The organism is Klebsiella sp. PK18 (genome assembly GCF_057784655.1).
Map to the genome: position 1 here is coordinate 4888282 of NZ_CM173493.1, position 26125 is coordinate 4914406.

Here is a 26125-nt window from a genome sequence, read left to right on the forward strand (position 1 = left end):
ATGGGTAAGTTAGCGTTAGCAGCAAAAATCACTCACGTGCCGTCGATGTATCTGTCTGAGCTGCCGGGGAAAAACCACGGCTGCCGCCAGGGCGCGATCGACGGGCATAAAGAAATTGGCAAGCGCTGCCGTGAAATGGGCGTCGATACCATCATCGTGTTCGACACCCACTGGCTGGTCAACAGCGCCTATCACATCAACTGCGCCGACCATTTTCAGGGCGTCTACACCAGTAACGAACTGCCGCATTTTATTCGCGACATGACCTACGACTACGACGGCAACCCGGAGCTGGGCCAGCTTATCGCCGACGAGGCCGTAAAGCTCGGCGTACGCGCCAAAGCACACAATATTCCCAGCCTGAAGCTGGAGTACGGCACCCTGGTGCCAATGCGCTACATGAACAGCGATAAGCATTTCAAAGTGGTGTCCATTTCCGCGTTTTGTACCGTTCACGACTTTGCCGACAGCCGCAGGCTGGGCGAAGCGATCCTCAAAGCCATTGAGAAATATGACGGCACCGTAGCGGTGCTGGCCAGCGGTTCGCTGTCGCACCGCTTTATCGATGACCAGCGCGCCGAAGAGGGGATGAACAGCTACACCCGCGAGTTTGATCATCAGATGGATGAGCGCGTGGTGAAACTGTGGCGGGAGGGCAAATTCAAAGAGTTCTGCACCATGCTGCCGGAGTACGCCGACTACTGCTACGGCGAAGGCAACATGCACGACACGGTGATGCTGCTCGGTCTGCTGGGTTGGGATAAATACGACGGCAAGGTGGAGTTTATCACCGAGCTATTCGCCAGCTCCGGTACCGGCCAGGTTAACGCCGTGTTCCCGTTGCCAGCGCAGGCGTAAGGGGGCCCCATGCCGCATTTTATCGCCGAATGTACCGACAACATCCGCGAGCAGGCCGATCTGCCAGAGCTGTTCGCCAAAGTCAACGAGGCGCTGGCCGCCACCGGTATCTTCCCGATCGGCGGTATTCGCAGCCGCGCCCACTGGCTGGATACCTGGCAGATGGCCGACGGCAAGCAGGATTACGCCTTCGTGCATATGACCCTGAAGATCGGCGCCGGGCGCAGCCTTGAGAGCCGCCAGGAGGTGGGCGAAATGCTTTTCGCGCTGATCAAAGCCCACTTTGCCGCGCTGATGGAGAGCCGCTATCTGGCGCTGTCGTTCGCCATGGAAGAACTCGACCCGACGCTGAACTACAAACAGAACAACGTGCACGCGTTATTTAAATAATGTGCAAATTGCCCGGTGGCGCTGCGCTTACCGGGCCTACAACGGCCATGAATTTGTAGGCCGGATAAGCGAAGCGCCATCCGGCAATACAATGCCACAGGAATCACTATGCTCGATAAACAGACCCGAACCCTGATTGCCCAGCGGCTGAACCAGGCCGAAAAACAGCGTGAACAGATCCGCGCGATCTCGCTGGATTATCCGTCGATCACCATTGAGGACGCCTACGCCGTCCAGCGCGAGTGGGTCGAGATGAAGATCGCCGAAGGCCGCGTACTCAAAGGTCATAAGATCGGCCTGACCTCTAAAGCGATGCAGGCCAGTTCGCAGATCAGCGAGCCGGACTACGGCGCGCTGCTCGACGATATGTTCTTCCACGACGGCAGCGATATTCCCACCGACCGCTTTATCGTTCCGCGTATCGAAGTCGAGCTGGCCTTCGTGCTGGCCAAACCGCTGCGCGGCCCGAACTGCACGCTGTTTGATGTCTACAACGCCACCGACTACGTTATCCCGGCGCTGGAGCTTATCGACGCGCGTTGCCACAACATCGACCCGGAAACCCAGCGCCCGCGCAAAGTGTTCGACACCATCTCCGATAACGCCGCCAACGCCGGGGTGATCCTCGGCGGCCGGCCGATTAAACCGGACGAGCTCGACCTGCGCTGGATCTCCGCCCTGCTGTATCGCAACGGCGTGATTGAAGAGACCGGCGTCGCCGCGGGCGTACTCAATCATCCGGCCAACGGCGTGGCGTGGCTGGCCAACAAACTGGCGCCGTACGATGTCCAGCTCGAAGCCGGGCAGATTATCCTCGGCGGCTCCTTCACCCGCCCGGTCCCGGCGCGCAAGGGCGATACCTTCCACGTCGACTACGGCAACATGGGCGCCATCAGCTGCCGCTTTGTTTGAGGAGAGCAACATGAACAACGCATTTAAAGAGGCGCTCAAGGCCGGCCGTCCGCAAATCGGCCTGTGGCTTGGGCTGTGCAGCAGCTACAGCGCCGAACTGCTAGCCGGCGCGGGCTTCGACTGGCTGCTGATCGACGGCGAACACGCGCCCAACAACGTACAAACGGTGCTGACCCAGTTGCAGGCCATTGCGCCCTACCCCAGCCAGCCGGTAGTGCGTCCGTCGTGGAACGATCCGGTGCAGATCAAACAGCTGCTGGACGTCGGCGCGCAAACTCTGCTGGTGCCGATGGTGCAGAATGCCGAAGAAGCGCGGCTGGCGGTAAGCGCCACCCGCTACCCGCCTGCCGGCATCCGCGGCGTCGGCAGCGCGCTGGCCCGCGCCTCACGCTGGAATCGCATTCCGGATTATATCCACCGGGCCAATGACGCCATGTGCGTACTGGTACAGATTGAGACCCGCGAAGCGCTGAAAAATTTGCCGCAGATCCTCGATGTCGACGGGGTGGACGGCGTGTTTATCGGCCCGGCGGATCTCAGCGCCGATATGGGCCACGGCGGCAACCCACAACACCCGGAAGTGCAGGCCGCCATTGAAGATGCCATCCAGCAAATCCGCCAGGCCGGAAAGGCGCCGGGGATCCTGATGGCCAATGAACAGCTGGCGAAACGCTATCTCGAACTGGGCGCGCTGTTCGTCGCCGTCGGCGTCGATACCACCCTGCTGGCCCGCGGCGCAGAAGCGCTGGCGGCGCGGTTTGGCGCGGAAAAAACCGACCTGGGTTCGTCAGGCGTCTACTAACGCCGGGTGGCGCTACGCTCATCCGGCCCGGAGCAGCAGCGAATCGCAGGTCCGGTAAGCGCAGCACTACCGGGCAACCCGCAGTACCCGACAAAATTCCCATTAGAGGAAAATAATAATGAGCGATACATCACCTGCCATCCCGGAAAAGTTCGATCCGGCGAATCAGCACAAACAGCTGACGGCGCAGCAGCAGTCGGTTATCAACAAGCTCTTCCGCCGTCTGATCGTGTTTTTATTCGTCCTGTTTATCTTTTCGTTTTTAGACCGGATCAATATCGGCTTTGCTGGATTAACCATGGGGCAGGATCTGGGCCTCAACGCCACCATGTTTGGCCTGGCCACCACCCTGTTTTACGCCACTTACGTCATTTTTGGCATTCCCAGCAACGTGATGCTCAGCATCGTCGGCGCACGACGCTGGATCGCTACCATCATGGTGCTGTGGGGCATCGCCTCTACCGCCACCATGTTCGCCACCGGACCAAAAAGTCTCTATGTTCTGCGCATGCTGGTGGGGATCACCGAGGCCGGTTTCCTGCCGGGTATCCTGCTGTACCTGACCTACTGGTTCCCGGCATTTTTCCGCGCCCGCGCTAACGCGTTGTTTATGATTGCGATGCCGGTGACCACCGCGCTGGGGTCGATCGTCTCCGGCTATATCTTGTCCCTCGACGGTCTGCTGAACCTGCACGGCTGGCAGTGGCTGTTCCTGCTGGAAGGCTTCCCGTCGGTGCTGCTCGGCATTATGGTCTGGTTCTGGCTCGATGATTCGCCGTCGAAGGCCAGGTGGCTGACGGCGGAGGACAAAAAATGTCTGCAGGAGATGATGGATAACGATCGCCTGACTCTGGTGCAGCCGGAAGGGGCCATCAGCCATCACGCCATGCAGCAGCGCAGCCTGTGGCGGGAAGTGTTCACCCCGATCGTGTTGATGTATACCCTCGCCTACTTCTGCCTGACCAATACGCTCAGCGCGATCAGCATCTGGACGCCGCAGATCCTCAAAAGCTTTAACGAAAGCAGCAGCAATATCACCATCGGTCTGCTGGCGGCAATCCCGCAAATTTGTACCATTCTCGGGATGATCTACTGGAGCCGCCACTCCGATAAATACCAGGAGCGGAAGCATCACACTGCCCTGCCGTTCCTGTTCGCCGCTGCGGGCTGGCTGCTGGCGTCAGCCACCGATCATAACCTGATCCAGCTGCTCGGGATCGTGATGGCCTCCACCGGATCGTTTAGCGCTATGGCCATCTTCTGGACCACGCCGGATCAGTCCATCAGTCTGCGTGCCCGCGCAATCGGCATTGCGGTGATCAACGCCACCGGCAATATCGGATCGGCGCTCAGTCCCTTTATGATCGGCTGGCTGAAGGATATTACCGGCAGCTTCAGCAGCGGGCTGTGGTTCGTCGCCGCACTGCTGGTGATTGGCGCGGTGATCATCTGGGCGATTCCGATGAAGGGCTCGCGCCCTCGCGCGACACCGTAAGGAGCCGCTATGTGCCAAAGCCCAATCGCCAACATCGATATCAATAAAGAGTACGACGAGAGCCTGGGCACCGAAGAGGTGCACTACCAGTCGTTTTCCCGCATGGCGGCCTTTTTTGGCCGCGACATGCAGGCGCATCGTCACGACCGTTATTTCCAGATGCACTACCTTGATACCGGGCAGATTGAGCTGCAGCTTGATGACCATCGCTATTCGGTGCAGGCGCCGCTGTTTGTGTTAACGCCGCCCTCGGTGCCGCACGCGTTTATTACCGAGTCCGATAGCGATGGTCATGTGTTGACGGTCCATGAGGAGCTGATCTGGCCGCTGCTGGAGGTGCTCTATCCCGGCACGCGGGAGACCTTCGGCCTGCCGGGGATCTGTCTGTCGCTGGCAGATAAACCCGACGAGCTGGCGGCGCTGGCCCACTACTGGCAGCTGATTCGCCGGGAATCTACCGCCCAGTTGCCCGGGCGGGAACACACCCTGGCGCTGCTGGCGCAGGCGGTATTTACCCTGCTGCTGCGCAACGCCAGGCTCGACGATCATGCCGCCAGCGGGATGCGCGGCGAGCTGAAGTTATTCCAGCGCTTTAACCAGATGATCGACAGCCACTACCATCAGCACTGGACGGTACCGGATTACGCCAGGGAGCTGCATCTGACCGAATCGCGGCTGACCGATATCTGCCGCCGCTTCGCCAACCGTTCGCCGAAGCGGCTGATATTCGACCGCCAGCTGCGCGAGGCGAAGCGGCTGCTGCTGTTTTCCGATAGCGCGGTCAATGAGATTGCCTGGCAGCTGGGGTTTAAAGACCCTGCCTATTTTGCGCGCTTTTTTAGCCGCCAGGTCGGCTGCTCGCCCAGCAGCTACCGGGCGCAAAAAGTACCTGTGTCGTAATACCCCGGCGGCGCTGCGCTTGCCTGGGCTACAGACCACAGGGCGGGTCAGCGCCGCGCCACCCGCCAAAAGCTGCCGAGATCACAAAATTTAATCCCGCCTGAAAAGTACCCGCCGTTGTCGCAAACGTCCCTTCACGGCAAGCGCAATAACCGCTTCAATTAAACAACAAAAACAAAACATATATTTAACATTATTTTTCCGATAAATACTGAAGAGGCCCCTATGAAACCTGAAGATTTCCGCGCCGACGCGAAACGCCCGTTAACTGGCGAAGAGTATTTAAAAAGCCTGCAGGATGGCCGCGAAATTTATATCTACGGCGAGCGCGTGAAGGATGTCACCACCCACCCGGCCTTCCGTAACGCCGCGGCTTCTGTCGCTCAGCTGTACGATGCGCTGCACAAACCGGAGATGCAGGATTCCCTGTGCTGGGGCACCGATACCGGCAGCGGCGGCTACACCCATAAATTCTTCCGCGTGTCGAAAAGCGCCGACGACCTGCGCCAGCAGCGCGACGCCATCGCCGAGTGGTCGCGCTTAAGCTACGGCTGGATGGGCCGCACCCCGGACTACAAAGCCGCCTTCGGCTGCGCGCTGGGCGCCAACCCGGCGTTTTACGGCCAGTTCGAGCAGAACGCCCGCAACTGGTACACCCGCATTCAGGAAACCGGCCTGTACTTTAACCACGCGATCGTCAACCCGCCGATCGACCGCCACAAGCCGGCTGATGAAGTGAAGGATGTCTACATCAAGCTGGAAAAAGAGACCGATGCCGGGATCATCGTCAGCGGCGCGAAAGTGGTCGCCACCAACTCGGCGCTGACCCACTACAACATGATCGGCTTCGGCTCCGCACAGGTGATGGGCGAGAACCCAGACTTCGCGCTGATGTTCGTCGCGCCGATGGATGCCGAAGGCGTCAAGCTTATCTCCCGCGCCTCCTATGAGATGGTCGCCGGCGCGACCGGATCGCCGTACGACTATCCGCTTTCCAGCCGTTTCGACGAGAACGACGCGATTCTGGTAATGGATAAGGTGCTGATCCCATGGGAGAACGTACTGATTTATCGCGACTTTGACCGCTGCCGCCGCTGGACCATGGAAGGTGGTTTCGCCCGCATGTACCCGCTGCAGGCCTGCGTGCGCCTGGCGGTAAAACTGGACTTTATCACCGCCCTGCTGAAGCGCTCTCTGGAATGTACCGGCACCCTCGAATTCCGCGGCGTGCAGGCCGACCTTGGCGAAGTGGTGGCGTGGCGCAACATGTTCTGGGCGTTAAGCGATTCCATGTGCTCGGAAGCGACGCCGTGGGTCAACGGCGCATGGCTGCCGGATCACGCCGCGCTGCAGACCTATCGCGTGATGGCGCCGATGGCCTACGCCAAGATCAAGAACATCATCGAGCGTAACGTCACCAGCGGCCTGATTTATCTGCCGTCCAGCGCCCGCGATCTGAACAACCCGCAGATCGATCAGTATCTGGCGAAGTACGTGCGCGGCTCCAACGGTATGGATCACGTTGAACGTATCAAGATCCTCAAACTGATGTGGGACGCCATCGGCAGCGAATTCGGCGGTCGCCATGAACTGTATGAGATCAACTACTCCGGTAGCCAGGATGAAATTCGCCTGCAGTGTCTGCGCCAGGCGCAGAGCTCCGGCAATATGGACAAAATGATGGCGATGGTCGACCGCTGCCTGTCCGAGTACGACCAGAACGGCTGGACGGTGCCGCATCTGCACAATAACGCTGATATCAACATGTTGGATAAGCTGCTGAAGTAATTCACAGCGGGAGGTCATAATGCAATTAGATGAACAACGCCTGCGTTTTCGCGATGCCATGGCCAGCCTGTCGGCGGCGGTTAACGTTGTCACCACCGAAGGCGAAGCCGGTCGCTGCGGCATTACCGCCACGGCGGTGTGCTCGGTGACGGATACGCCGCCATCGGTGATGGTTTGTATCAACGCCAACAGCGCGATGAACCCGGTATTTCAGGGCAACGGCAAGTTGTGCATCAACGTGCTGAACCACGAACAGGAAATCATGGCCCGTCATTTCGCCGGGATGACCGGGGTGACGATGGAAGAGCGGTTCGCCCTCAGCGGCTGGCAGCAGGGCGCGCTCGGGCAGCCGGTGCTGAAAGGTTCACTGGCCAGTCTCGAAGGCGAGATAAGCCAGGTGCAAACCATTGGTACCCACCTGGTGTATCTGGTGGAGATCCGCAATATTACCCTGAGCCCGCAGGGGCACGGTCTGATTTACTTTAAACGCCGTTTCCACCCGGTGATGATGGAAATGGAAGTGGCAGTCTAAAATCCGCGCCCAGGTTTACTTATCGCCCGATGCGTAAACCTGGCGCTTAATATGCGTCATCTCACCCGCCAGCCTTATTCAACAGCGCGACATGAAGCCCAATCAAAACGTCCACCGCCGCGGAAATTTTGTTCCCGGTAGTCAGCAGGTAATGTTAAGTGCCAGCCTTTTCGCCTGGCGGTACAGGCAATAACCGGAAATTGAGAATAATCTATAGCGTCATGAATAAATTGTTGTTTACCTATATTTGTTAAAAAGGCATCTCCCCGATTCCAGATAGCTTTTTTTAACTTGATATTCCAGGTCTGATAGCTTTCGCCAGCAATTGTATAACCTTCACCTTCAGGCGCTTTTTTGGTCCAGTCAATCTCGCCGCCATCGTATAAATATTGCCATACAGCATAGCGCTCAAGGGTAAACTGGCTGGGTAAAGTACTGACATTTTTAGAATCGATTTTATCGAGTAATTGCGAATTCGCTAACAGTAGCGCCATGGCTTTATGCATGTAACCCAACATAATATCGGGACGTTCGGGCACTCCCTCTTCTGCTTCAAACAAAGAGATATAAGCGAGATAGAGCGCATCATCACGCACTTTTTGACCGTTCGCCGCGGCGTTGGCAACGATTTTCGCCGCCCGATATTGTAAACTTCCCCAGGATTCCTCACCGCTAACAGGCCTGTAGCGATTATTGTATTTTTCTCCCGTCAGGTAGCCCTGAGCTGCGTTTAAATCGTTAGCGTTTAACGCCGATTTAGCGCGCTGATGGTCGGATAAGGTCATTATATTGCGCCCCGTATTTCTGGCAATATAATACGACTGACGACAATCAGAAAGGAGCATAACCATAATGACCATGGCAATAATTCTAAAAAAAATCTTATATATTCTCACCGTGAAGTCCTTTAATTTATTTATAAATATAATGTTTGGAAACTTGTCTCGGTTCGATGTATAGCAAAACGGTTACCCGACCTTTTTTATAAGTACGTTGCCAGGTAGAACAATTTGTTATTTTATTCAGATCTAATCTTTTACTATACCACTCCTGCTGTTTTGCAATGCAGGCGGAAAGACTTTGATAGAATTTCCCTTTGTCTGCAATGAACTCTTCTTTGATTGTCGCTGGCCCATATTCTCGATCAAGGACCTTAACTTCCTCATTATATAAGGCGAGTGCTTCCCGGCCATCATCAACTTTATAGGCCTGCTGACTGGAATCAACATCAGCGCTAACAAAAACACTTTTCAGCCCTTTATTCTTATCGAAATAAAGCTTCATCTCCTGATATTTCAATGCCCCCACTTCCTGGGGAGTCAGCGTTGAGATAATCAGATCCGGGTCTTTTCCGGCATAATTGATATCTGATACCTCAAGAGAATATAAAGGCGTGTTTCTGGCTTCATCGTAACTCATCCCCCAGCGCAAATTATAAGGGGCTGCCGGCTCATCAACAGCCTGATGTATCTCTCTTGCATGAGCAAATGTTAAATAAAAAGCACTGGCGACGATCATTATCTTTACAAATTTCATAACACGAATTCCCTTTGCTAAACGCTATCCATACGACATGACAAAGCCAGCATAATATCAAAATACCTCTATTTGAAATAAAGATAGTAATCTGCGGGTGATAAAAACCGTTATCCTCAGTTTGAAAGCATATCTTTGAGATGCGCAGAATAATATTGTGAACTTAATCACACATTTACGCGCTCTCGTACTCATATCTAACCGCTTACCCCTTCCAGTAACCGCTTAACCCCCTATACAACCACTCACCCATTTACCCAACTTTACGCGCGCGCTGTTCTGGCAAGATCGAAGGCAGCCTAGCTAATCAATACCTCCATCAACCCTTACTTAAAACCAGACGGCTTCGGCCAATTATTCATCTAATTAACGCCAGGTTTTACTATGGATACCAAAAAACTATTCAAGCACATACCCTGGGTGATTCTCGGAATCATCGGGGCATTTTGCCTCTCAGTCGTCGCGTTGCGCCGCGGTGAGCACGTCAGTGCCCTGTGGATCGTCGTCGCCTCGGTTTCTGTGTACCTCGTCGCCTACCGGTATTACAGCCTGTACATCGCGCAGAAGGTGATGAAGCTTGACCCAACGCGCTCGACGCCGGCGGTCATTAATAACGATGGCCTGAACTATGTGCCGACCAACCGCTACGTGCTGTTTGGCCACCACTTTGCCGCCATTGCCGGCGCCGGCCCGCTGGTTGGCCCGGTGCTGGCCGCGCAGATGGGCTATCTGCCGGGCACCCTGTGGCTGCTGGCCGGCGTGGTGCTGGCGGGCGCGGTACAGGACTTCATGGTGCTGTTTATCTCCTCACGGCGTAACGGCGCCTCGCTGGGCGAGATGATCAAGCAGGAAATGGGGCCGGTTCCGGGCTCTATCGCGCTGTTCGGCTGCTTCCTGATTATGATCATCATCCTCGCGGTGCTGGCGCTCATCGTGGTGAAAGCGCTGGCGGAAAGCCCGTGGGGCGTCTTTACCGTCTGCTCGACGGTGCCTATTGCCCTGTTTATGGGGATCTACATGCGCTTCCTGCGCCCTGGCCGCGTGGGTGAAGTGTCGGTTATCGGTATCGTGCTGCTGGTGGCGTCCATCTGGTTTGGCGGCATCATTGCCCACGACCCATACTGGGGCCCGGCGCTGACCTTTAAAGACACCACCATCACCTTTACCCTGATTGGCTACGCGTTTATCTCCGCGCTGCTGCCGGTATGGCTGATTCTGGCGCCGCGGGACTATCTGGCCACCTTCCTGAAAATCGGCGTGATCGTCGGCCTGGCGCTGGGGATCGTTATCCTCAACCCGGACCTGAAAATGCCGGCGGTGACCCAGTACATTGATGGTACCGGCCCGCTGTGGAAAGGCGCGCTGTTCCCGTTCCTGTTTATCACCATCGCCTGCGGCGCGGTCTCCGGCTTCCACGCGCTGATCGCCTCCGGCACCACGCCGAAGCTGCTGGCCAACGAAACCGATGCCCGCTTTATCGGCTACGGCGCGATGCTAATGGAGTCTTTCGTGGCCATCATGGCGCTGGTCGCCGCCTCGATTATCGAACCGGGTCTCTACTTCGCGATGAACACCCCGCCGGCGGGCCTTGGCATCGTCATGCCAAACCTGCATGAAATGGGCGTTGAAAACGCGGCGATGATAGCTGCGCAGTTGAAAGAAGTCACCGTCCACGCGGCGGCGACCGTCAGCTCCTGGGGCTTCGTGATCTCCCCTGAGCAGATCCTGCAGACGGCGAAAGATATCGGCGAACCTTCGGTACTGAACCGCGCCGGCGGCGCGCCGACGCTGGCCGTTGGTATCGCCCATGTGTTCCATAAAATCATCCCGATGGCGGATATGGGCTTCTGGTACCACTTTGGTATCCTGTTTGAAGCGCTGTTTATCCTCACCGCGCTGGATGCCGGTACCCGCGCAGGCCGCTTTATGCTGCAGGATCTGCTGGGTAACTTCGTGCCGTTCCTGAAAAAAACCGACTCGCTGGTCGCCGGGATTATCGGTACCGCGGGCTGCGTCGGCCTGTGGGGCTACCTACTGTATCAGGGCGTGGTCGACCCGCTGGGCGGCGTGAAGAGCCTGTGGCCGCTGTTCGGTATCTCTAACCAGATGCTGGCCGCCGTGGCGCTGGTGCTTGGCACCGTGGTGCTGGTCAAGATGCAGCGCACCAAATATATCTGGGTCACCGTTATCCCGGCAGCATGGCTGCTACTGTGCACCACCTGGGCGCTGGGTCTGAAGCTGTTCAGCACCAACCCGCAGATGGAAGGCTTCTTCTTTATGGCTCAGCAGTATAAAGAGAAGATTGCCGCCGGCGGCGAGCTGACCGCGCAGCAGATTGCCAACATGAATCATATCGTGGTCAACAACTACACCAACGCCGGGCTGAGTATCCTGTTCCTGGTGGTGGTGTACAGCATCATCTTCTACGGCATCAAAACCTGGCTCAACGTGCGCAACAATAAGGTGCGTACCGACAAAGAGACCCCGTACGTGCCGGTACCGGAAGGCGGCGTGAAGACCTCGTCACATCATTAACCCTGATGCCGGATAGCGCTACGTTTATCCGGCCTACCAAAAGCGCATTAACGTAGGCCGGATAAGGCGCGAGTCGCCATCCGGCTTTATTCGTTATCTGGAACTTACAATGTTTGGTAACTTAGGTCAGGCCAAAAAATATCTCGGTCAGGCGGCAAAAATGCTGATTGGCATTCCGGATTACGACAACTACGTCACGCATATGCAAACCAACCATCCGGATCAGCCCTACATGACTTATGAAGAATTCTTCCGCGAACGCCAGCAGGCCCGCTACGGCGGAGACGGCAAAGGCGGCGTACGCTGCTGTTAATGGAGGCAATAATGGCACCGATTGCAGTCACCCTACTCACCGGTTTTCTCGGCGCAGGAAAAACCACCCTCCTGCGCCATATCCTGAATGAGCAGCACGGTTTCAAAATCGCCGTGATTGAAAATGAATTTGGCGAAGTCTCCGTTGACGATCAGCTGATCGGCGACCGCGCCACGCAGATCAAAACCCTGACCAACGGCTGTATTTGCTGTACGCGCTCCAACGAACTGGAAGACGCCCTGCTCGATCTCCTCTACAGTCGCGATCGCGGCGAAATCGAGTTTGACCGGCTGGTGATTGAGTGCACCGGCATGGCCGACCCGGGGCCGATTATCCAGACCTTTTTCTCCCATGAGGTGCTCTGCGAGCGCTATCTGCTGGACGGCGTGATCGCCCTGGTGGATGCCGTCCATGCCGACCAGCAGATGGATCAGTTCACCATCGCCCAGTCGCAGGTCGGCTATGCGGACCGCATTTTGCTAACCAAAACCGACGTTGCCGGCGACACCGAGAAGCTGCGCGAACGGCTGGCGCGCATCAATGCGCGGGCGCCGGTATATACCGTCATTCACGGCGATATCGATCTAAGCCAGCTGTTTAACACCAGCGGCTTTATGCTGGAAGAAAAGGTTGTCAGCGCCACACCGCGTTTTCATTTTGTTGCAGAAAAGCAGAACGACGTCTCGTCGATTGTGGTCGAGCTCGGCTATCCGGTGGATATCAGTGAAGTTTCACGGGTAATGGAAAACCTGTTGCTCTCCTTCGCCGAGCAACTGATGCGCTATAAAGGCATGCTGTGGATCGACGGCGAGCCAAATCGCCTGCTGTTTCAGGGCGTGCAGCGCCTCTACAGCGCCGACTGGGATCGCCCGTGGGGCGATGAAACGCCGCACAGCACGCTGGTATTTATCGGCATTCAGCTGCCGGAAGAGGAAATTCGCGCCGCATTTGCCGGGTTACGACGCTAACCTGCCCGCCTGCGCCCCAAGGCGCAGGCACCATCCTCTCTCTGACACCTCATCAAAAACAGGGACCAAACGTCGGCAGCGCGTCGAAAAATGTAAAGCAACGTTTTAATAAGTAACAGCAGAAACACTTTTGGAAATAATAAGAAACTAAATGAATAGGATCCTTAATAATTAATGCCCGCCCTGTTCAGTTTCTGTTTAGCCCACCCATTAAACCGCGGCTAAACAGACCAAATTTGATGATTGACCTCGCCGTAACCCAACGTCATTACAACATTTTCAAAACACCTCCCTGACAAACCCAGCATAAAAAATTGACGTAAGTCACATTTGCAGAGGTAAACATCGATTGTTAAGGTGCGCTCAGACAAATTTAATGACGAGGAGCAAACCATGAAAAAGCTTAACATCCTGATTGTTGCTGCCCTGACCGCGGTCTCTGGTTCCGCCATGGCGATGGGATTTACCGTTGAACAAGGTAAAAACTTCACCAATCTGAATATGGAAATGGGTAAATCCTCTTCTGGCCTGTACGCCGAAAGCCACTGGCTGAAGAATACCGATGATGGTAGCCAGACCGGCGGCGTTGGCGCGGGTTACAATCTGGAAGTAGGTCCGGTTATGCTCAACGCTGGCGCGAAAGCTATCTACCTCGGGCCGAAAAAAGGCGATAACGGCGTCGCGTTTCCGGTCGGCGGCGGGGTGAACGTGGCCCTGACCGACAGCATCCACGTGTTTGGCGAAGGGTATGTCGCGCCGGACGGCCTGAACAACAGCGTAAAAAACTATGTCGAAGCGAACGGCGGCGTGAGCTGGTCTCCGATTGGTCCAGTGACGTTGAAAGTGGGTTACCGCCATGTGAGCGTTGACGGTAAAGAGGGTCGCCCGAACCACACCCTGATTGATGGCGCCTATGTGGGCGGCGGGGTCACCTTCTGATTATGGTCAACGCCCCGCGATAAAGTTAAGGTGCGCTGAGCATTAGCCATAAAAAAACCTGCCGAATGGCAGGTTTTTTTATGGCCGGGTCATAGGCTTAGTGGCGCACCACCACCAGCTTCTGGTTCACAAACTCTTTGATGCCGAGATCGGAGAGCTCCCGTCCGTAACCGGAACGCTTCACGCCGCCAAACGGCAGCTCCGGCGCGGTATCGGTAAGCCAGTTGATATAAACCATCCCGGTTTCAATGGCGGAGGCCATCCGTTTGGCGCGTTCGATATCCTGACTGAAGACCGCGCCGCCCAGACCATAGTGGGAATCATTGGCCAGCTGGATTGCCTCCTCGTCATTTTTCACCACGTAGATCTGCGCCACCGGGCCAAAGAACTCTTCGAAGTACGCCGGGTTGTCACGGGTGATACCGGTCAAAATGGTGGGTTCAAAGAAATTGCCTTCTCGTGCCACCGCTTTGCCGCCCAGATGCAGCGTAGCGCCATTTTTCACCGCCTCGTCCACCTGTTTGCTTAGGGTGTCCAGCGCATCTTTGGAAGAGAGCGGCCCCAGCGTGGTGCTTTCATCCAGCGGATCGCCGATTTTCACCTGGCGAAACGCCTCACTAAATTTCGCCAGAAACGACTCAGCGATATTTTCGTGCAGGATAAAACGCTTGGCAGCGGTACATACCTGGCCGGCGTTATTCAGCCGCGCCTGGACGCCGATTTTCACCGCGCATTCCAGGTCGGCATCGTCCAGCACCACAAACACATCGTTGCCGCCCAGTTCCAGCGTCGATTTCTTAATATGCTTAGCCGCCTGCGCCGCCACCACGCTGCCGGCTTTCTCCGACCCGGTGAGCGCCGCGCCCTGCACGCGATCGTCGGCGATAATCTTCGCCACCTGCTCCTGGGAGATAAACAGGTTGGTCCACGCCCCTTCCGGTGCGCCGGCCTCGCGCACCAGATGGGCAAAGGTCTCCGCGCAGTGCGGCACAATGCTGGCGTGTTTGGCGATAACCGGGTTGCCGGCCGCCAGGTTTGGCGCCAGGACGCGCATCAGCTGGTAATAGGGGAAGTTCCACGGCTCCACCGCCATTAAGACGCCGATGGGATGATGCTCAACCCAGGCGTCGCCGAGTTCGGAGGGATATTTCACCGGCGCCAGCAACGATTTGGCGTTATCGGCATAATAGCGGGCGATCTGCGCGCAAAGTTTCACTTCGCCGCGGCTCTGCTTAATGAGTTTCCCCATCTCCTGGCTGGCGATTTTTGCCAGTTCCTCCGCCCGGCTGTCGATCAGATCAGCCAGCTTATGCAGTACCGCCAGCCGCGGTTCAATATCGCCTTTTGCCCAGGCAGAATGGTAGAGCGCATCCGCCTGCTGCAGCGCCGCCTCCACGTCCGCGTCGCTGTGCGCCGGGTACGTTTTAATAAGCTGATTGTTCGCAGGATTCACCGTCTGATAGGCCATTTCGCATGTCTCCTTGTTATCGCTATTAAGGCAGTCAAAAATGCCGCCAAGGATATTAAGGGTAGTCGAGATGGCTGGCGATGCGGGTAAAGTTAGGTATATCCGGAATATTCCATAAAGAGGCTAACCGGGGCTACCCTCAGGCCGCCCCGGCGTTATCAATGTTCCAGCGTGGCGATCTCGTCGGCGGCCAGGCCAGTGATTTTCACTACCGTCTCGCAGGCAATACCGTCGTCCAGCATCCTCTGTGCAATGCGCAGCGCCTCGGCATGCTGTCCTTCTTGTCTGCCTTGTTGCCATCCTTCTTGCCGGCCTTCCCGTTTGCCTTTTCTGCGGCCCACTTCCTGTAATCTTTCGGCGATGGTCATCAATCTCTCCCTGTGCTGAGGAACCCGTTGCGCCACTTCGTGGATAAACCGGCCAAAGCGGCGCGCGTTGCCAGTCTGCAGCAGATAATTAAACAGCGTTTTTAGCTGTCTGTCATTAGCGTCCCCGCTAAGTAAAATCGTCGTCAGTTGCCCAACGATGTTCATTAAATCGCGCTGGCGAATATGCTTCTGTATCAGCTCAAGTAACGCCACGCGCCGATGGCGAACGATCTCATCGTCGGGGATCACCGTGATATCCACCAGCGGAAAGGGCGAGATATAAAGCTCCCTCGCCAGTTGCGGATCGGTAAAGCAGTCCAGCCAGTTGAGCGACCACGGGTATGGCGTGGTCGCCCCGTGGTAGAAGAGCATCGGCACCACCAGCGGCAGTCTGGTATGACCACTATCAAGATGGCGCTGCATCGCGGCGATGGCGTAGCGCATCAGGCGGAAGGCCATCTGCGCATCCGGCGAGCTCTGATGTTCGATAACCACATAAATGTAGCCCTCGCCAGACGCGGTTTTGAGTGACCACAGCACATCGGAGTACCAGGCCCGCAGGCTCTCCTCGATAAAGCTTGCCGATTCCAGCTGTAAGGTATCGAGGTCGCAGCGCTGACGCAGCGCAGGCGGTAAATGGATCGCCAGGAAATCACGCGCGGTGTCGGCCTGAGTGAGAAACTGTTTAAACACCGCATCATGCGGCGTCGAGGTGGTACCCTTTGCCATCGGCTCATCCCTGCCTGCTTATCCTGCAGGGACTCTACGCGCTCGGAATGTTTCTGACACCCGGGCAATACAACCTTTACGCACCGCCACGAAAATAGATTTCCCCGGACTGCAAGCGCGACATCCTTTTTCGAGGCGGTACGCAAATCCAGGCGGGCGACAGCCTCCGCGCAGCATGCTATAAACGACCTCTCCCTCCTCAGCAAAGGTCGATGCGGTGAACCATACCCGAGATATCCCCCAAACCTTCTGGCGAGACGATCGTCTACCGTGGCTGGAGCTGCGCAGCACCTGGCGCAGCCGCCAGGCCTACAAACGCCACAGCCACCCGCAGCTCTCGGTGGGGGCGATTATCGAGGGGGAAACGCGCTGCCTGTGCAATGGTGAGGAATATCTCCTGCAGCCCGGGGATCTGATCGTGATCCCCCCGCACGCGCCGCATAGCTGTAATCCGCTGCATGACAGGCCGCGCAGCTATCATATGCTGTACCTGGAGGCGGCATGGTGCCACGCGCAGCGCCCGGATATTCCCCCTGGCGCCAGTATCGCCTCGCCGCAGCCACTGTTGCGCGACAGCCCTCTCTTTGCCTGTTTCCAGCAGGTTGTCGCCCTGATGAGCCGCGGGAGCCTTGAACAACTGCCCGCCCGGCTGGCGCAACTCCTGCACGCGCTGCCGCTGTGCGCCGCCGCGCCGCAGGCGCCACATCACGCCAGCGCCCTGCTGTTTCAGCGCCTGGCGACAGATCTGCCAGCGCCGCCGTCGCTGGATAAGCTGGCCTACGACAGCGCGCTTCGTAAAGAGACCGTTATCCGCGCCGTGAAACAGGATACCGGCCTGACACCCGCCAGTTTGATCAACATGGCGCGCATCGAATATGCGAAAACGCGTTTACGCGCCGGGGACCCTATTGCCGATGTCGGCTATCAGGCTGGCTTTGCCGATCAGAGCCATTTCCATAAAACCTTTGTCAGCTATACCGCCGCCACGCCGCGGCAATATGCGCACAGCAGATCAATATCCGACAATAAGTAATACGGCACTTCGCTTAGGGTGGCCTCAGTACCATTATCGAGGCCACTATGCATACCTTATCGACGCTCTTTCCCGCCGCCTTCCCGGCGCTAGCCCTGTCTCACTTTGTCGCTCTGCTCAGCCCGGGCCCTGATTTTTTTCTGCTGGTCGGCTACGCCGTGCGCTACCGGATCCGCGGCAGCATCGGATTATGTCTCGGCATCGCCGCCGGCAATGCGCTGTATATTGTTCTCGCCATCGTCGGCTGGGGGCTTCTGCGCCAGGCGCCGCTGCTGTTTTTGCTCATTGAGCTGTTGGGGGCGGGCTATTTACTGTGGGTTGGCAGCCTGCTGATACGCAGCCGTCCCGCGACGCTGGCGGTGGAGAGCATTCGCGCATCGCGTCCGGGGTTCGGCAGGCAGCTGCTGCTCGGGCTGGGGTCATCGCTGCTCAACCCCAAAAACGCTCTGTTTTATCTGGCGCTGATGACTTCCCTGCTCGGGCCGGCGGTCACCCTGCTGCAGCAAACGGTGAGCGGGTTGTGGATGGTCAGCGTGGTGTTCTTCTGGGATTTACTGCTGGTGAGTGCGATTGCGCTGCCGCAGGTACAGCGCCGCCTGGGCGCCATCGTCTGGCGAGTCGAGCGGGCGGCAGGGGCGGTCCTGATGATCTTCGGTCTGTGGATTATCTGGCGATTTTTGCACGACCTCGCCGTCAGGTTATATGCTTAAGTTTATGGAAAAACTCGCTGAACTCAAACGCGCCAAACTGCTGGCGCTGTCGCTGCTGCTGATCGCCGCCGCGCTATTTATCACCACCCTGCTGCTGCCGCCGACGCCGTGGGTCAGCGCGCTAAAGGCCATTTCCGAAGCGGCGATGGTCGGGGCGCTGGCCGACTGGTTTGCGGTGGTCGCGTTGTTTCGTCGTATTCCGCTGCCCTTTGTCGCACGACATACCGCGATTATCCCGCGTAACAAAGACCGCATCGCCGATAATCTTGGCCGCTTTGTCGAGGAGAAGTTCCTCGATACCCCGTCGCTGGTCGCGTTGATCCGCCGCTATGAGCCAGCCCTGATGCTCGGCAACTGGTTCAGCCAGCCGGAGAATGCCCGGCGGGTCGGCCAGCATCTGCTGCAGGTGATGAGCGGTTTTCTTGAACTGACCGACGACGCACGCATTCAGCGCCTGCTGCGCCGCGCGGTACATAAGGCGATCGATAAAGTCGACCTGACGCAGACCAGCGCCATGATGCTGGAGGGAATGACCCGCGACAATCGCCACCAGAAGCTGCTGGATTCGCTGATAAGCCAGCTTATCGCCCTGCTGCAGCGGGACAACTCCCGCGCCTTTATCGCCCGCGGCATCGTGCGCTGGCTGGAGACCGAGCACCCGCTGAAGGCCAAACTGTTACCCACCGAGTGGCTCGGCGAGCACAGCGCCGAGATGGTCACCGATGCGGTGAATACCCTGCTGGACGAGGTGAGCCATGACCGTACCCACCAGATCCGCCAGGCCTTCGACCACGCGGTGCAGAAGCTTATCGACAACCTGAAATCCGACCCGCTCATGGCGCAGAAGGCCGAGAACATCAAAGCATATCTGAAAAATGATGAGACCTTTAACCGCTATCTCGGTGAAGTGTGGGGCGACCTGCGCAGCTGGGTAAAAAACGATATCAGCAGCGATGACTCACGTATTAAGCAGCGCATCGCCGAGGCTGGCCAGTGGTTCGGTGAAACCTTACTCCGCGACGACGCCCTGCGCGAATCGCTTAACGAACACCTGGAACAGGCGGCGCACCGGGTGGCGCCGGAGTTCGCCGCCTTCCTCACCCGCCATATCAGCGACACGGTGAAGAGCTGGGACGCCCGCGATATGTCGCGGCAGATCGAGCTCAATATCGGTAAAGATCTGCAGTTTATCCGCATCAACGGCACCCTGGTGGGGGGGACCATCGGCCTGATGTTGTGGCTGTTCTCGCAGATCCCCTCGCTGCTGCATCTGCATATTGGTTAGCAATGATACTATCCGAACAATAGCGCTGATAAATATTCCACAGGGAGGGAGAAATGATGCACCGGATTTCCCACTGGCTGACCCGCCACGCCGCCGCGCTGTTCTTCCCGGCGGCGCTCATTCTGTATGATTTTTCAGCCTATCTTACTACCGACCTGATCCAGCCGGGGATCCTCCACGTGGTGCGGGATTTCAATGCCGATGTGGCGCTGGCTCCTGCCTCGGTGAGCCTGTATATGGCCGGCGGCATGGCGCTGCAATGGCTGTTGGGGCCGCTCTCTGACCGGATCGGACGGCGTCCGGTACTGCTCACCGGCGCGTTGATTTTCACCCTCGCGTGCCTGGCGACGCTGTTCACCACCTCCATGACCCAGTTCCTGATTGCCCGCTTCGTGCAGGGCACCAGCATCTGCTTTATCGCCACCGTCGGCTACGTCACCGTACAGGAGGCCTTTGAGGAAAAAAGATCGATCAGGCTGATGGCGGTGATCACCTCCGTCGTGCTGGTGGCGCCGATCGTCGGCCCGCTCTCCGGCGCGGCGCTGATGCATTTCATCCACTGGAAAGCGCTGTTCGGCATCATCGCCGCCATGGGGCTGGTGGCCTGGCTCGGCCTGCTGTTGACCATGCCGGAGACGGTGCGCCGCGGCGATGTGCCATTCAGCCTGCCCGGCGTGCTGCGCGATTTCCGCGCCGTCTTTCGTAACCGCATCTTTTTACTCGGCGCCGCCACGCTGTCGCTGAGCTATATTCCGCTGATGAGCTGGGTGGCGGTATCGCCAGTGATTTTAATGGACGCCGGCGGGCTGACCACCAGCGAGTTCGCCTGGAGCCAGGTACCAGTCTTTAGCGCCGTCATCATCGCTAATCTGTCGGTGGCGCGCTGGGTAAAAGATCCCACCCGCCCGCGCTTTGTGCTCAGCGCGGTCCCCATACAGATGCTCGGCCTGGCCATCCTGATCGTTGGGAATCTGATATGGCCGCACGTCTGGCTGTGGTCAGTGCTCGGCACCTGCTTCTACGCCTTCGGCATCGGGCTGATTTTCCCGACGCTGTTTCGCTTTACCCTCTTTTCCAACGACCTGCCGAAAGGCACGGTCTCCGCCTCGCTGAATATCGTGATCCTCAGCGTCAGCGCGTTATCGATTGAAGGCGCGCGCTGGCTGTGGTTCCATGGCGGCAGACTCCCCTTCCACCTGTTGGCGGTGGCCGCCGGGATCGTCGCCGCCTGCTGCCTGGCCGGACTGTTACGCCATCAGCGCCAGTGTGGGCAAGCGGTGATCGAAGCCCGGCAGTCGTGAGCCCTTTTACGGAGAAAGCTCCATCATGAACGACATTGAACTCAGCCCGGCACAGCGCGACCTGCTGCGCGATAAGCTCAGCAAGTACTGCGAAGAGACCTTCAACCTCGAGCTGGAGCAGTTTGACGCCGAGTTTTTTGTCGACTTTATCGCCAAAGAGCTGGGGCCGCTGTTTTACAACGCCGGTATCGAAGAGGCCATCCGCACCCATCTGGCGTGGAGCGAGCGGATCCAGGAAGAGATGGATTTGAAGAAGGTCTATTAACGCCGCGCGCAGACGCAGGAGATCAATAAAAGCTCACAAACAACAGGGCTATAATGGCGACTCTTTCAGCATCTCCCGTGTACGGGGAAGGAAAATCATGTCGCTTATCACCGATCTACCCGCCATTTTTGACCAGTTCTCAGAAGCTCGCCAGAAGGGCTTTCTCACCGTCATGGATCTTAAAGAGCAGAACGTGCCGTTGGTGGGCACCTACTGCACCTTTATGCCTCAGGAGATCGCCATGGCGGCGGGCGCCATTGTCGTTTCACTGTGCTCCACCTCCGATGAAACCATCGAGGAAGCGGAAAAAGATCTGCCGCGCAACCTCTGCCCGCTGATCAAAAGCAGCTATGGCTTCGGCAAAACCGATAAATGCCCCTACTTCTATTTCTCTGACCTGGTGGTCGGGGAAACCACCTGCGACGGTAAAAAGAAGATGTACGAGTACATGGCCGAGTTCAAGGCGGTCCACGTCATGCAGTTGCCGAACAGCGCCAGCGACGCGGCTTCCCGCGCGCTGTGGAAAGCGGAGATCCTGCGCCTGCAGCAGGTGATTGAGGCCCGGTTTGGCACGCCGATTAGCGAGGCGGCGCTGCGCGAAGCCATCGTGTTGAAAAATCGCGAGCGCCGGGCGCTGGCCCACTTTTATCGTCTCGGGCAACTCAATCCGCCGGCGCTCAGCGGCGGCGACATCCTGAAAGTGGTGTATGGCGCTACCTTCCGTTTCGACAAAACCGCCCTGATTGATGAACTGCATGCCATGGCGGACCGCATCCATCAGGAGTGGCGGCAGGGTAAACGGCTGGAACCTCGTCCGCGGATCCTGATCACCGGCTGCCCGATCGGCGGCGCGGCGGAAAAAGTGGTCCGCGCCATCGAGGAAAACGGCGGCTGGGTGGTCGGCTATGAAAACTGCACCGGCGCGAAAGCCACCGAGCGCTGCGTGGCGGAAGAGGGCGACGTCTACGACGCCTTAACCGATAAATATCTCGCCATCGGCTGCTCCTGTATCTCCCCCAACGACCAGCGTCTGCAGCTGCTGAGCCAGATGGTGGAGGAGTATCAGGCCGACGGGGTGATCGACGTCATTTTGCAGGCCTGCCATACCTATGCCGTGGAATCGCTGGCGATTAAACGCCATCTGCGCAAGCAGCACGACCTTCCTTATATGGCGATAGAAACCGACTATTCGACGGCGGACCTCGGCCAGCTCAGCACCCGCGTCGCCGCCTTTATCGAAATGTTGTAAGGAGCTCGCGTGAACTATACGGTTGGCATTGATTCCGGCTCCACCGCCACAAAAGGCATCCTGCTGGCGGACGGCGTCATTGTACGCCGCTTCCTCTGCCCCACTCCCTTTCGCCCCGCCGACGCCATCCATAAGGCCTGGGAAACGCTACGCGCTGGCCTCACGGAGACGCCTTTTTTAACCCTCACCGGCTATGGTCGCCAGCTGGTGGATTTTGCCGATAAGCAGGTGACGGAGATCTCTTGTCACGGCCTCGGCGCTCGCCTGCTGGCGCCGGACACCCGCACGGTGATTGACATCGGCGGCCAGGACAGCAAAGTCATCCAGCTGGACGCCGAGGGCAATCTCAGCGACTTCCTGATGAATGATAAATGCGCCGCCGGCACCGGCCGCTTTCTGGACGTCATTTCACGGACGCTTGGCGCCAGCGTCGAACAACTCGACAGCATCACTGCAGACGTCGAGCCGCATGCGATTACCAGCATGTGCACGGTGTTTGCCGAATCGGAGGTCATTAGCCTGCGGTCGGCCGGCGTCGCGCCGGAGGCGATTCTGGCCGGGGTGATTAACGCCATGGCCCGGCGCAGCGCGAACTTTATTGGCCGCTTATCGGCGCAGGGGCCACTGCTGTTTACCGGCGGCGTCAGCCACTGCGCCACCTTTGCCCGGATGCTGGAAAGCCATGTCGGCATGGCGGTGACAACCCATCCCGACGCCCAGTTTGCCGGGGCGATCGGCGCGGCGCTGATCGGCCAGCGCCAGCGGAGGCGCGGATGACAACCTTCCTGTTTTTATTTCATTCCACGGTGGGGGTGGTGCGGATGCGCAAAGCCCTGCAGGCGGCGGGAATGACCTTCGAGGTGAAGGATATTCCGCGCCAGCTGCGCAGCGGCTGCGGGCTGTGCATTTACCTGAGCTGCATGCCTGGCGATGAGCAACGATGGGTTATACCCGGCGAAACGGCAGCCCTGTTTCGCGTCGCCGGAACTGACTATCACCTGTTGGCGAACTTTCCGCGACCGGCGTGAGTTTACCATCCGATGCGATCTTGCCGTTATTCCCCGGCTGCCTATGCGCACCGCGGTAGCCCGGATGAGGCGTTAGCCGACATCCGGGACGCTTCCCCGGTAGCGCTTACGCTTACCGGGGCTACCGACAAAATGCCCAACCGTAGCCCGGGTAAGGCGTAAGCCGCTACCCGGGGGCTGGCAGCTTAGCCTCAGCCCAACAGCTGGCGAACGCAGGATTTGAATACCCGCACGCCATCCGCCAGCGCGGTGCGATCGAAATGCATTTCCGGATGATGCAGGCCCGGCAGCAGGTTGCAGCCCAGTCCCCAGAAGCCACCTTTCACCGCCGGGCGCAGACGCAAATAGTGGAAAAAATCTTCGCTGCCCGGCGTACTCTTCGCGGCCGTTAAGCCCGCCTCGCCAAAGGTTTCGCATATTGCCTGGCTTATGATAGCCGTGGCTTCTGCGTCGATAATCGCCGCCGGCATCTCTTTGACTACCCGGATGTCGACGCTGGCGCCATATGCTGCTGCGCTACTCTCGATAGCCCTGACCACGCGTTCTTTTAGTGTCGCCATGCCGTCATTTTCCTCGCAGCGCAGATCCCAACAGACGTGCGCTTTCGCCGGCACCGAATTGGTGACGCCCGCATCGCAAAGAAAGCGCGTCGCTTTCGCGCTCCAGGTGAGCGACGGCGCCAGATGGATACCGTTCACCGCCTGTACTGCATGCGAGGCGGCATCCAGCGCGTTAATGCCCAGATGCGGACGAGCGGCGTGAGCGGCTTTGCCGTGAAAATCCACCATCACCGTCGCCGAAGCGGAATAGTACATTGCCGGTACCGCCTGGCCCATCGGACACTCTTCCAGCGGCCGGAGATGGAAGCCGAACAGCATCTCTACGTCATCCAGTACCCCGGCCTCCGTTAAAGCGATCGCGCCCGTCCCCAGCTCTTCAGCAGGCTGAAAAAGCACTTTTAACTTCCCACGCTTTACCAGCCCCTCGGCGAGGATCTCTTCGGCGGCGGTTAATACCACCGAAGAGTGGCCATCATGACCGCAGGTATGACGGGCCTCTAAGCGGCCATCGATAATATGGCCCAGCGCATCCATATCTGCCCGGAGCGCCACCACTGGCCCCGGTTCCCCGCTATCGATTTCGGCGACAATCCCGGTAGTCCCGCCAACGTTGCGGTGAACCCGGAACCCTGCCGCCGCCAGGGCGTCGCCGATGTAAGCCGAGGTTTTGTACTCCTCAAAGCCCAGCTCAGGTATTTGGTGCAGATAATTGAAATGCTCTAACGTTCGCGACACAACTGACTCCTTGCCTTTCATTATGCCATCACGCGCATGACCAGCATGGCGATGACGGCGTTGATAATGCTCACCGCCATCAGCAGCGGCCAGTATTTTTTCGGTACATCCGCCACCCCAAGCAGCCGCCCCATATACTGTAGTTGCGAACCCATCAGGAAGATGGCCGGGATCAGGATGGTGACGTCCGCCACGTTGAGGGTGCCTTTACTCAACAGGCTCACCGCCACTCCCGTCCCCGCCGAGGCGGAAAGCCAGGAGGTGAGCAGCACGGTAATCGCTTCGCCCGGTAAGCCAAACAGGCCCATCAGCGGCGCGCAGACCTGGCCTATCAACTGCATCACCCCGAGCAAATTAAGCATTTCGGCGATCACATATGCCATTAATACATTCGGCATCAGATTGTTGATGGCGATATTAAATCCTTTACGTGCACCGATAACAAAAATATCAAACGGATTACTGGCCACTTTTGCCGAATTACTCATTATCAAAATCCCCTTTATAGGCCGTATTCAAAACCAGACGGGTGATTGCCGCGCCAACGAATTTCAGCACAAACATTAACAGCAGCGGAATAATAATAGGGATGGTTAACGACGCGAAAAGCGCTGAGCCAATGGAGAAATAGTTATTGATCAGACCGGCGCCGGAATATTGCCATGCCCCCATAATCACCACATCTTTCCGACTAATTTTTTTGCTGTCATACAGCTCTTTGGTCAACGCGGCCCCGGCATCGGTGCTTTGGAGGTCGGTAATTAACGCCAGACCGGTATAACCCGGGATCCCCAGTAACGGGCGTAACAACGGCGTCAGCAGCTTATGCGCTGCACGTATCGCGCCATAATGGGTAAAGATTTCCAGCAACCCCAGCGCCAGCATCACCGTAGGGACCAGCGACAGCGCAAACAAGAAACCGGCCTTGGCGCTGATGCCGCCGCTGCCGATAAAAGTGTTAGTTTCCGGGGTCTTCATCGTACCAAATGCGCCGCCGAGGGTGGTAAAGTCGAAAGCCCCCAGCCAGGCCATCCCTTCCACTTTAAACAGCAGCCCGGAGAAGACTAATAACACCACCACCAGCGAGATCCATGCCCCAGGTCCTACCCGCCACTCATTTGTCGCGTCGTCGGAGGAACGTTCCAACGTTTTATTTTCACTCATACCCTGTCCTCACATTATGAAATATCTTATTGGTCTTTTGCCATTTGGACGCTTTTCAATGTATTGGTTTTGGCATTGATTATTTTGACGTAAAACACCCATCAATAAATAAGGTGCCTCTCTTTTCCCGAAAAGCCGGCAACAGGCATATACCTCACTTATTTATCTTTTTACTGGCATATCGATATCTTATTATTGGCAACCACCGGTGGTACTGGTTTATTGCCATGGCAGTTAATCCGTTCCGTGACTCCCCTTGTCT

Annotated in this window: 27 protein-coding genes; 20 read left to right on the plus strand and 7 right to left on the minus strand. The window is 57.5% G+C overall.

Going from position 1 to position 26125, the window contains the following annotated elements; all coding sequences use genetic code 11:
- The 8 genes from hpaD to AC3EMD_RS24070 all read left to right on the plus strand — a co-directional run bounded on the left by hpaD (position 1) and on the right by AC3EMD_RS24070 (position 7677).
- The gene (gene hpaD, locus AC3EMD_RS24035) at positions 1–858 is read left to right on the plus strand and encodes a 3,4-dihydroxyphenylacetate 2,3-dioxygenase (RefSeq protein ID WP_002887492.1); all 858 of its coding nucleotides are present in this window, start codon (positions 1–3) and stop codon (positions 856–858) included.
- A 9-nt stretch (positions 859–867) separates the two neighbouring features.
- Positions 868–1248 carry a 5-carboxymethyl-2-hydroxymuconate Delta-isomerase gene (locus tag AC3EMD_RS24040; protein ID WP_302073805.1) on the plus strand — a complete coding sequence of 127 codons (381 nt, stop codon included), beginning with the start codon at positions 868–870 and terminating at the stop codon, positions 1246–1248.
- A 108-nt stretch (positions 1249–1356) separates the two neighbouring features.
- Positions 1357–2160 (plus strand): 2-oxo-hept-4-ene-1,7-dioate hydratase, encoded by an 804-nt coding sequence (gene hpaH / locus AC3EMD_RS24045; RefSeq protein WP_002887487.1) that lies wholly within the window; start codon positions 1357–1359, stop codon positions 2158–2160.
- A gap of 10 nt (positions 2161–2170) precedes the next feature.
- Positions 2171–2962: a 4-hydroxy-2-oxoheptanedioate aldolase gene (gene hpaI / locus AC3EMD_RS24050; RefSeq protein ID WP_012969004.1), complete on the plus strand. Its 792-nt coding sequence runs from the start codon at positions 2171–2173 to the stop codon at positions 2960–2962.
- Positions 2963–3080: 118 nt separating this feature from the next.
- Entirely contained in the window at positions 3081–4457 is a 1377-nt protein-coding gene (hpaX, locus tag AC3EMD_RS24055) for a 4-hydroxyphenylacetate permease (RefSeq protein ID WP_012542960.1), read from the plus strand.
- A 9-nt stretch (positions 4458–4466) separates the two neighbouring features.
- Complete coding sequence (gene hpaA / locus AC3EMD_RS24060; RefSeq protein ID WP_012542961.1) at positions 4467–5357, plus strand: 4-hydroxyphenylacetate catabolism regulatory protein HpaA; 891 nt, start codon at positions 4467–4469, stop codon at positions 5355–5357.
- Positions 5358–5582: 225 nt separating this feature from the next.
- On the plus strand, positions 5583–7145 hold the full coding sequence (gene hpaB, locus AC3EMD_RS24065; protein ID WP_253990853.1) for a 4-hydroxyphenylacetate 3-monooxygenase, oxygenase component: 1563 nt from the start codon (positions 5583–5585) through the stop codon (positions 7143–7145).
- A 19-nt stretch (positions 7146–7164) separates the two neighbouring features.
- Positions 7165–7677, plus strand: coding sequence for a 4-hydroxyphenylacetate 3-monooxygenase reductase subunit (locus AC3EMD_RS24070; protein WP_012542962.1), 513 nt, complete (start codon positions 7165–7167; stop codon positions 7675–7677).
- Positions 7678–7751: 74 nt separating this feature from the next.
- On the opposite strand, the gene AC3EMD_RS24075 is transcribed toward AC3EMD_RS24070, so the two are convergent.
- Positions 7752–8462 (minus strand): transcriptional regulator, encoded by a 711-nt coding sequence (locus tag AC3EMD_RS24075; RefSeq protein ID WP_074183194.1) that lies wholly within the window; start codon positions 8460–8462, stop codon positions 7752–7754.
- A 127-nt stretch (positions 8463–8589) separates the two neighbouring features.
- A complete protein-coding gene (locus AC3EMD_RS24080) occupies positions 8590–9213 on the minus strand; it encodes a hypothetical protein (RefSeq protein ID WP_008807579.1) in 624 nt (207 codons plus the stop codon).
- Positions 9214–9597: 384 nt separating this feature from the next.
- Between AC3EMD_RS24080 and AC3EMD_RS24085 the strand changes: the two genes are divergently transcribed.
- From AC3EMD_RS24085 to AC3EMD_RS24100, 4 genes are all read left to right on the plus strand, one after another.
- Positions 9598–11748 (plus strand): carbon starvation CstA family protein, encoded by a 2151-nt coding sequence (locus AC3EMD_RS24085; protein ID WP_302073806.1) that lies wholly within the window; start codon positions 9598–9600, stop codon positions 11746–11748.
- A gap of 109 nt (positions 11749–11857) precedes the next feature.
- Entirely contained in the window at positions 11858–12061 is a 204-nt protein-coding gene (locus tag AC3EMD_RS24090; RefSeq protein ID WP_002887451.1) for a YbdD/YjiX family protein, read from the plus strand.
- 11 nt (positions 12062–12072) lie between these two features.
- The gene (gene yjiA, locus AC3EMD_RS24095) at positions 12073–13029 is read left to right on the plus strand and encodes a GTPase (RefSeq protein WP_302073807.1); all 957 of its coding nucleotides are present in this window, start codon (positions 12073–12075) and stop codon (positions 13027–13029) included.
- Positions 13030–13422: 393 nt separating this feature from the next.
- On the plus strand, positions 13423–13968 hold the full coding sequence (locus tag AC3EMD_RS24100) for a YfaZ family outer membrane protein (protein WP_008807582.1): 546 nt from the start codon (positions 13423–13425) through the stop codon (positions 13966–13968).
- A 97-nt stretch (positions 13969–14065) separates the two neighbouring features.
- Here AC3EMD_RS24100 and AC3EMD_RS24105 read toward each other — a convergent pair whose 3' ends face one another.
- Positions 14066–15436 (minus strand): NAD-dependent succinate-semialdehyde dehydrogenase, encoded by a 1371-nt coding sequence (locus AC3EMD_RS24105; RefSeq protein ID WP_109956199.1) that lies wholly within the window; start codon positions 15434–15436, stop codon positions 14066–14068.
- A gap of 158 nt (positions 15437–15594) precedes the next feature.
- The gene (locus AC3EMD_RS24110; RefSeq protein WP_302073808.1) at positions 15595–16533 is read right to left on the minus strand and encodes an Rpn family recombination-promoting nuclease/putative transposase; all 939 of its coding nucleotides are present in this window, start codon (positions 16531–16533) and stop codon (positions 15595–15597) included.
- 217 nt (positions 16534–16750) lie between these two features.
- On the opposite strand from AC3EMD_RS24110, the gene AC3EMD_RS24115 reads away from it, so the two are divergent.
- The 8 genes from AC3EMD_RS24115 (at position 16751) to AC3EMD_RS24150 (ending at position 23404) form a co-directional block, all read left to right on the plus strand.
- Positions 16751–17566 carry an AraC family transcriptional regulator gene (locus tag AC3EMD_RS24115; RefSeq protein ID WP_109956201.1) on the plus strand — a complete coding sequence of 272 codons (816 nt, stop codon included), beginning with the start codon at positions 16751–16753 and terminating at the stop codon, positions 17564–17566.
- Positions 17567–17613: 47 nt separating this feature from the next.
- Positions 17614–18276, plus strand: coding sequence for a LysE family translocator (locus AC3EMD_RS24120; RefSeq protein ID WP_008807586.1), 663 nt, complete (start codon positions 17614–17616; stop codon positions 18274–18276).
- Positions 18269–19561: a DUF445 domain-containing protein gene (locus AC3EMD_RS24125; protein WP_008807587.1), complete on the plus strand. Its 1293-nt coding sequence runs from the start codon at positions 18269–18271 to the stop codon at positions 19559–19561. The genes AC3EMD_RS24120 and AC3EMD_RS24125 overlap by 8 nt, the downstream gene beginning before the upstream one ends.
- Before the next feature lie 53 nt (positions 19562–19614).
- Positions 19615–20862 (plus strand): multidrug efflux MFS transporter MdtM, encoded by a 1248-nt coding sequence (mdtM, locus tag AC3EMD_RS24130; protein ID WP_012969015.1) that lies wholly within the window; start codon positions 19615–19617, stop codon positions 20860–20862.
- 25 nt (positions 20863–20887) lie between these two features.
- A complete protein-coding gene (locus AC3EMD_RS24135; RefSeq protein ID WP_008807589.1) occupies positions 20888–21127 on the plus strand; it encodes a DUF2164 domain-containing protein in 240 nt (79 codons plus the stop codon).
- A 97-nt stretch (positions 21128–21224) separates the two neighbouring features.
- Positions 21225–22376, plus strand: coding sequence for a double-cubane-cluster-containing anaerobic reductase (locus AC3EMD_RS24140; RefSeq protein WP_060619704.1), 1152 nt, complete (start codon positions 21225–21227; stop codon positions 22374–22376).
- Between the two features lie 9 nt (positions 22377–22385).
- The gene (gene yjiL, locus AC3EMD_RS24145) at positions 22386–23153 is read left to right on the plus strand and encodes a putative 2-hydroxyacyl-CoA dehydratase activator YjiL (protein WP_023322018.1); all 768 of its coding nucleotides are present in this window, start codon (positions 22386–22388) and stop codon (positions 23151–23153) included.
- Entirely contained in the window at positions 23150–23404 is a 255-nt protein-coding gene (locus AC3EMD_RS24150) for a putative Se/S carrier protein (RefSeq protein WP_012969018.1), read from the plus strand. Before yjiL ends, AC3EMD_RS24150 begins: the two co-directional genes overlap by 4 nt.
- A 191-nt stretch (positions 23405–23595) precedes the next feature.
- Here AC3EMD_RS24150 and AC3EMD_RS24155 read toward each other — a convergent pair whose 3' ends face one another.
- From AC3EMD_RS24155 to AC3EMD_RS24165, 3 genes are read right to left on the minus strand one after another with little or no spacing between them, the layout of a single operon-like run.
- Complete coding sequence (locus tag AC3EMD_RS24155; RefSeq protein WP_032732454.1) at positions 23596–24699, minus strand: M20 peptidase aminoacylase family protein; 1104 nt, start codon at positions 24697–24699, stop codon at positions 23596–23598.
- A gap of 20 nt (positions 24700–24719) precedes the next feature.
- Entirely contained in the window at positions 24720–25187 is a 468-nt protein-coding gene (locus AC3EMD_RS24160; protein WP_008807593.1) for a YjiG family protein, read from the minus strand.
- Positions 25180–25863 (minus strand): nucleoside recognition domain-containing protein, encoded by a 684-nt coding sequence (locus AC3EMD_RS24165; RefSeq protein WP_008807594.1) that lies wholly within the window; start codon positions 25861–25863, stop codon positions 25180–25182. The genes AC3EMD_RS24160 and AC3EMD_RS24165 overlap by 8 nt, the downstream gene beginning before the upstream one ends.
- Between the last annotated feature and the right edge of the window lie 262 nt (positions 25864–26125).

Bases quoted from the DNA above. Each gene is read 5' to 3' on its own strand.
- hpaD (WP_002887492.1), top strand. From the start codon at position 1: ATGGGTAAGTTAGCGTTAGCAGCAAAAATCACTCACGTGCCGTCGATG.
- AC3EMD_RS24040 (WP_302073805.1), top strand. From the start codon at position 868: ATGCCGCATTTTATCGCCGAATGTACCGACAACATCCGCGAGCAGGCC.
- hpaH (WP_002887487.1), top strand. From the start codon at position 1,357: ATGCTCGATAAACAGACCCGAACCCTGATTGCCCAGCGGCTGAACCAG.
- hpaI (WP_012969004.1), top strand. From the start codon at position 2,171: ATGAACAACGCATTTAAAGAGGCGCTCAAGGCCGGCCGTCCGCAAATC.
- hpaX (WP_012542960.1), top strand. From the start codon at position 3,081: ATGAGCGATACATCACCTGCCATCCCGGAAAAGTTCGATCCGGCGAAT.
- hpaA (WP_012542961.1), top strand. From the start codon at position 4,467: ATGTGCCAAAGCCCAATCGCCAACATCGATATCAATAAAGAGTACGAC.
- hpaB (WP_253990853.1), top strand. From the start codon at position 5,583: ATGAAACCTGAAGATTTCCGCGCCGACGCGAAACGCCCGTTAACTGGC.
- AC3EMD_RS24070 (WP_012542962.1), top strand. From the start codon at position 7,165: ATGCAATTAGATGAACAACGCCTGCGTTTTCGCGATGCCATGGCCAGC.
- AC3EMD_RS24075 (WP_074183194.1), bottom strand. From the start codon at position 8,462: ATGACCTTATCCGACCATCAGCGCGCTAAATCGGCGTTAAACGCTAAC.
- AC3EMD_RS24080 (WP_008807579.1), bottom strand. From the start codon at position 9,213: ATGAAATTTGTAAAGATAATGATCGTCGCCAGTGCTTTTTATTTAACA.
- AC3EMD_RS24085 (WP_302073806.1), top strand. From the start codon at position 9,598: ATGGATACCAAAAAACTATTCAAGCACATACCCTGGGTGATTCTCGGA.
- AC3EMD_RS24090 (WP_002887451.1), top strand. From the start codon at position 11,858: ATGTTTGGTAACTTAGGTCAGGCCAAAAAATATCTCGGTCAGGCGGCA.
- yjiA (WP_302073807.1), top strand. From the start codon at position 12,073: ATGGCACCGATTGCAGTCACCCTACTCACCGGTTTTCTCGGCGCAGGA.
- AC3EMD_RS24100 (WP_008807582.1), top strand. From the start codon at position 13,423: ATGAAAAAGCTTAACATCCTGATTGTTGCTGCCCTGACCGCGGTCTCT.
- AC3EMD_RS24105 (WP_109956199.1), bottom strand. From the start codon at position 15,436: ATGGCCTATCAGACGGTGAATCCTGCGAACAATCAGCTTATTAAAACG.
- AC3EMD_RS24110 (WP_302073808.1), bottom strand. From the start codon at position 16,533: ATGGCAAAGGGTACCACCTCGACGCCGCATGATGCGGTGTTTAAACAG.
- AC3EMD_RS24120 (WP_008807586.1), top strand. From the start codon at position 17,614: ATGCATACCTTATCGACGCTCTTTCCCGCCGCCTTCCCGGCGCTAGCC.
- AC3EMD_RS24125 (WP_008807587.1), top strand. From the start codon at position 18,269: ATGCTTAAGTTTATGGAAAAACTCGCTGAACTCAAACGCGCCAAACTG.
- mdtM (WP_012969015.1), top strand. From the start codon at position 19,615: ATGATGCACCGGATTTCCCACTGGCTGACCCGCCACGCCGCCGCGCTG.
- AC3EMD_RS24135 (WP_008807589.1), top strand. From the start codon at position 20,888: ATGAACGACATTGAACTCAGCCCGGCACAGCGCGACCTGCTGCGCGAT.
- AC3EMD_RS24140 (WP_060619704.1), top strand. From the start codon at position 21,225: ATGTCGCTTATCACCGATCTACCCGCCATTTTTGACCAGTTCTCAGAA.
- AC3EMD_RS24150 (WP_012969018.1), top strand. From the start codon at position 23,150: ATGACAACCTTCCTGTTTTTATTTCATTCCACGGTGGGGGTGGTGCGG.
- AC3EMD_RS24160 (WP_008807593.1), bottom strand. From the start codon at position 25,187: ATGAGTAATTCGGCAAAAGTGGCCAGTAATCCGTTTGATATTTTTGTT.
- AC3EMD_RS24165 (WP_008807594.1), bottom strand. From the start codon at position 25,863: ATGAGTGAAAATAAAACGTTGGAACGTTCCTCCGACGACGCGACAAAT.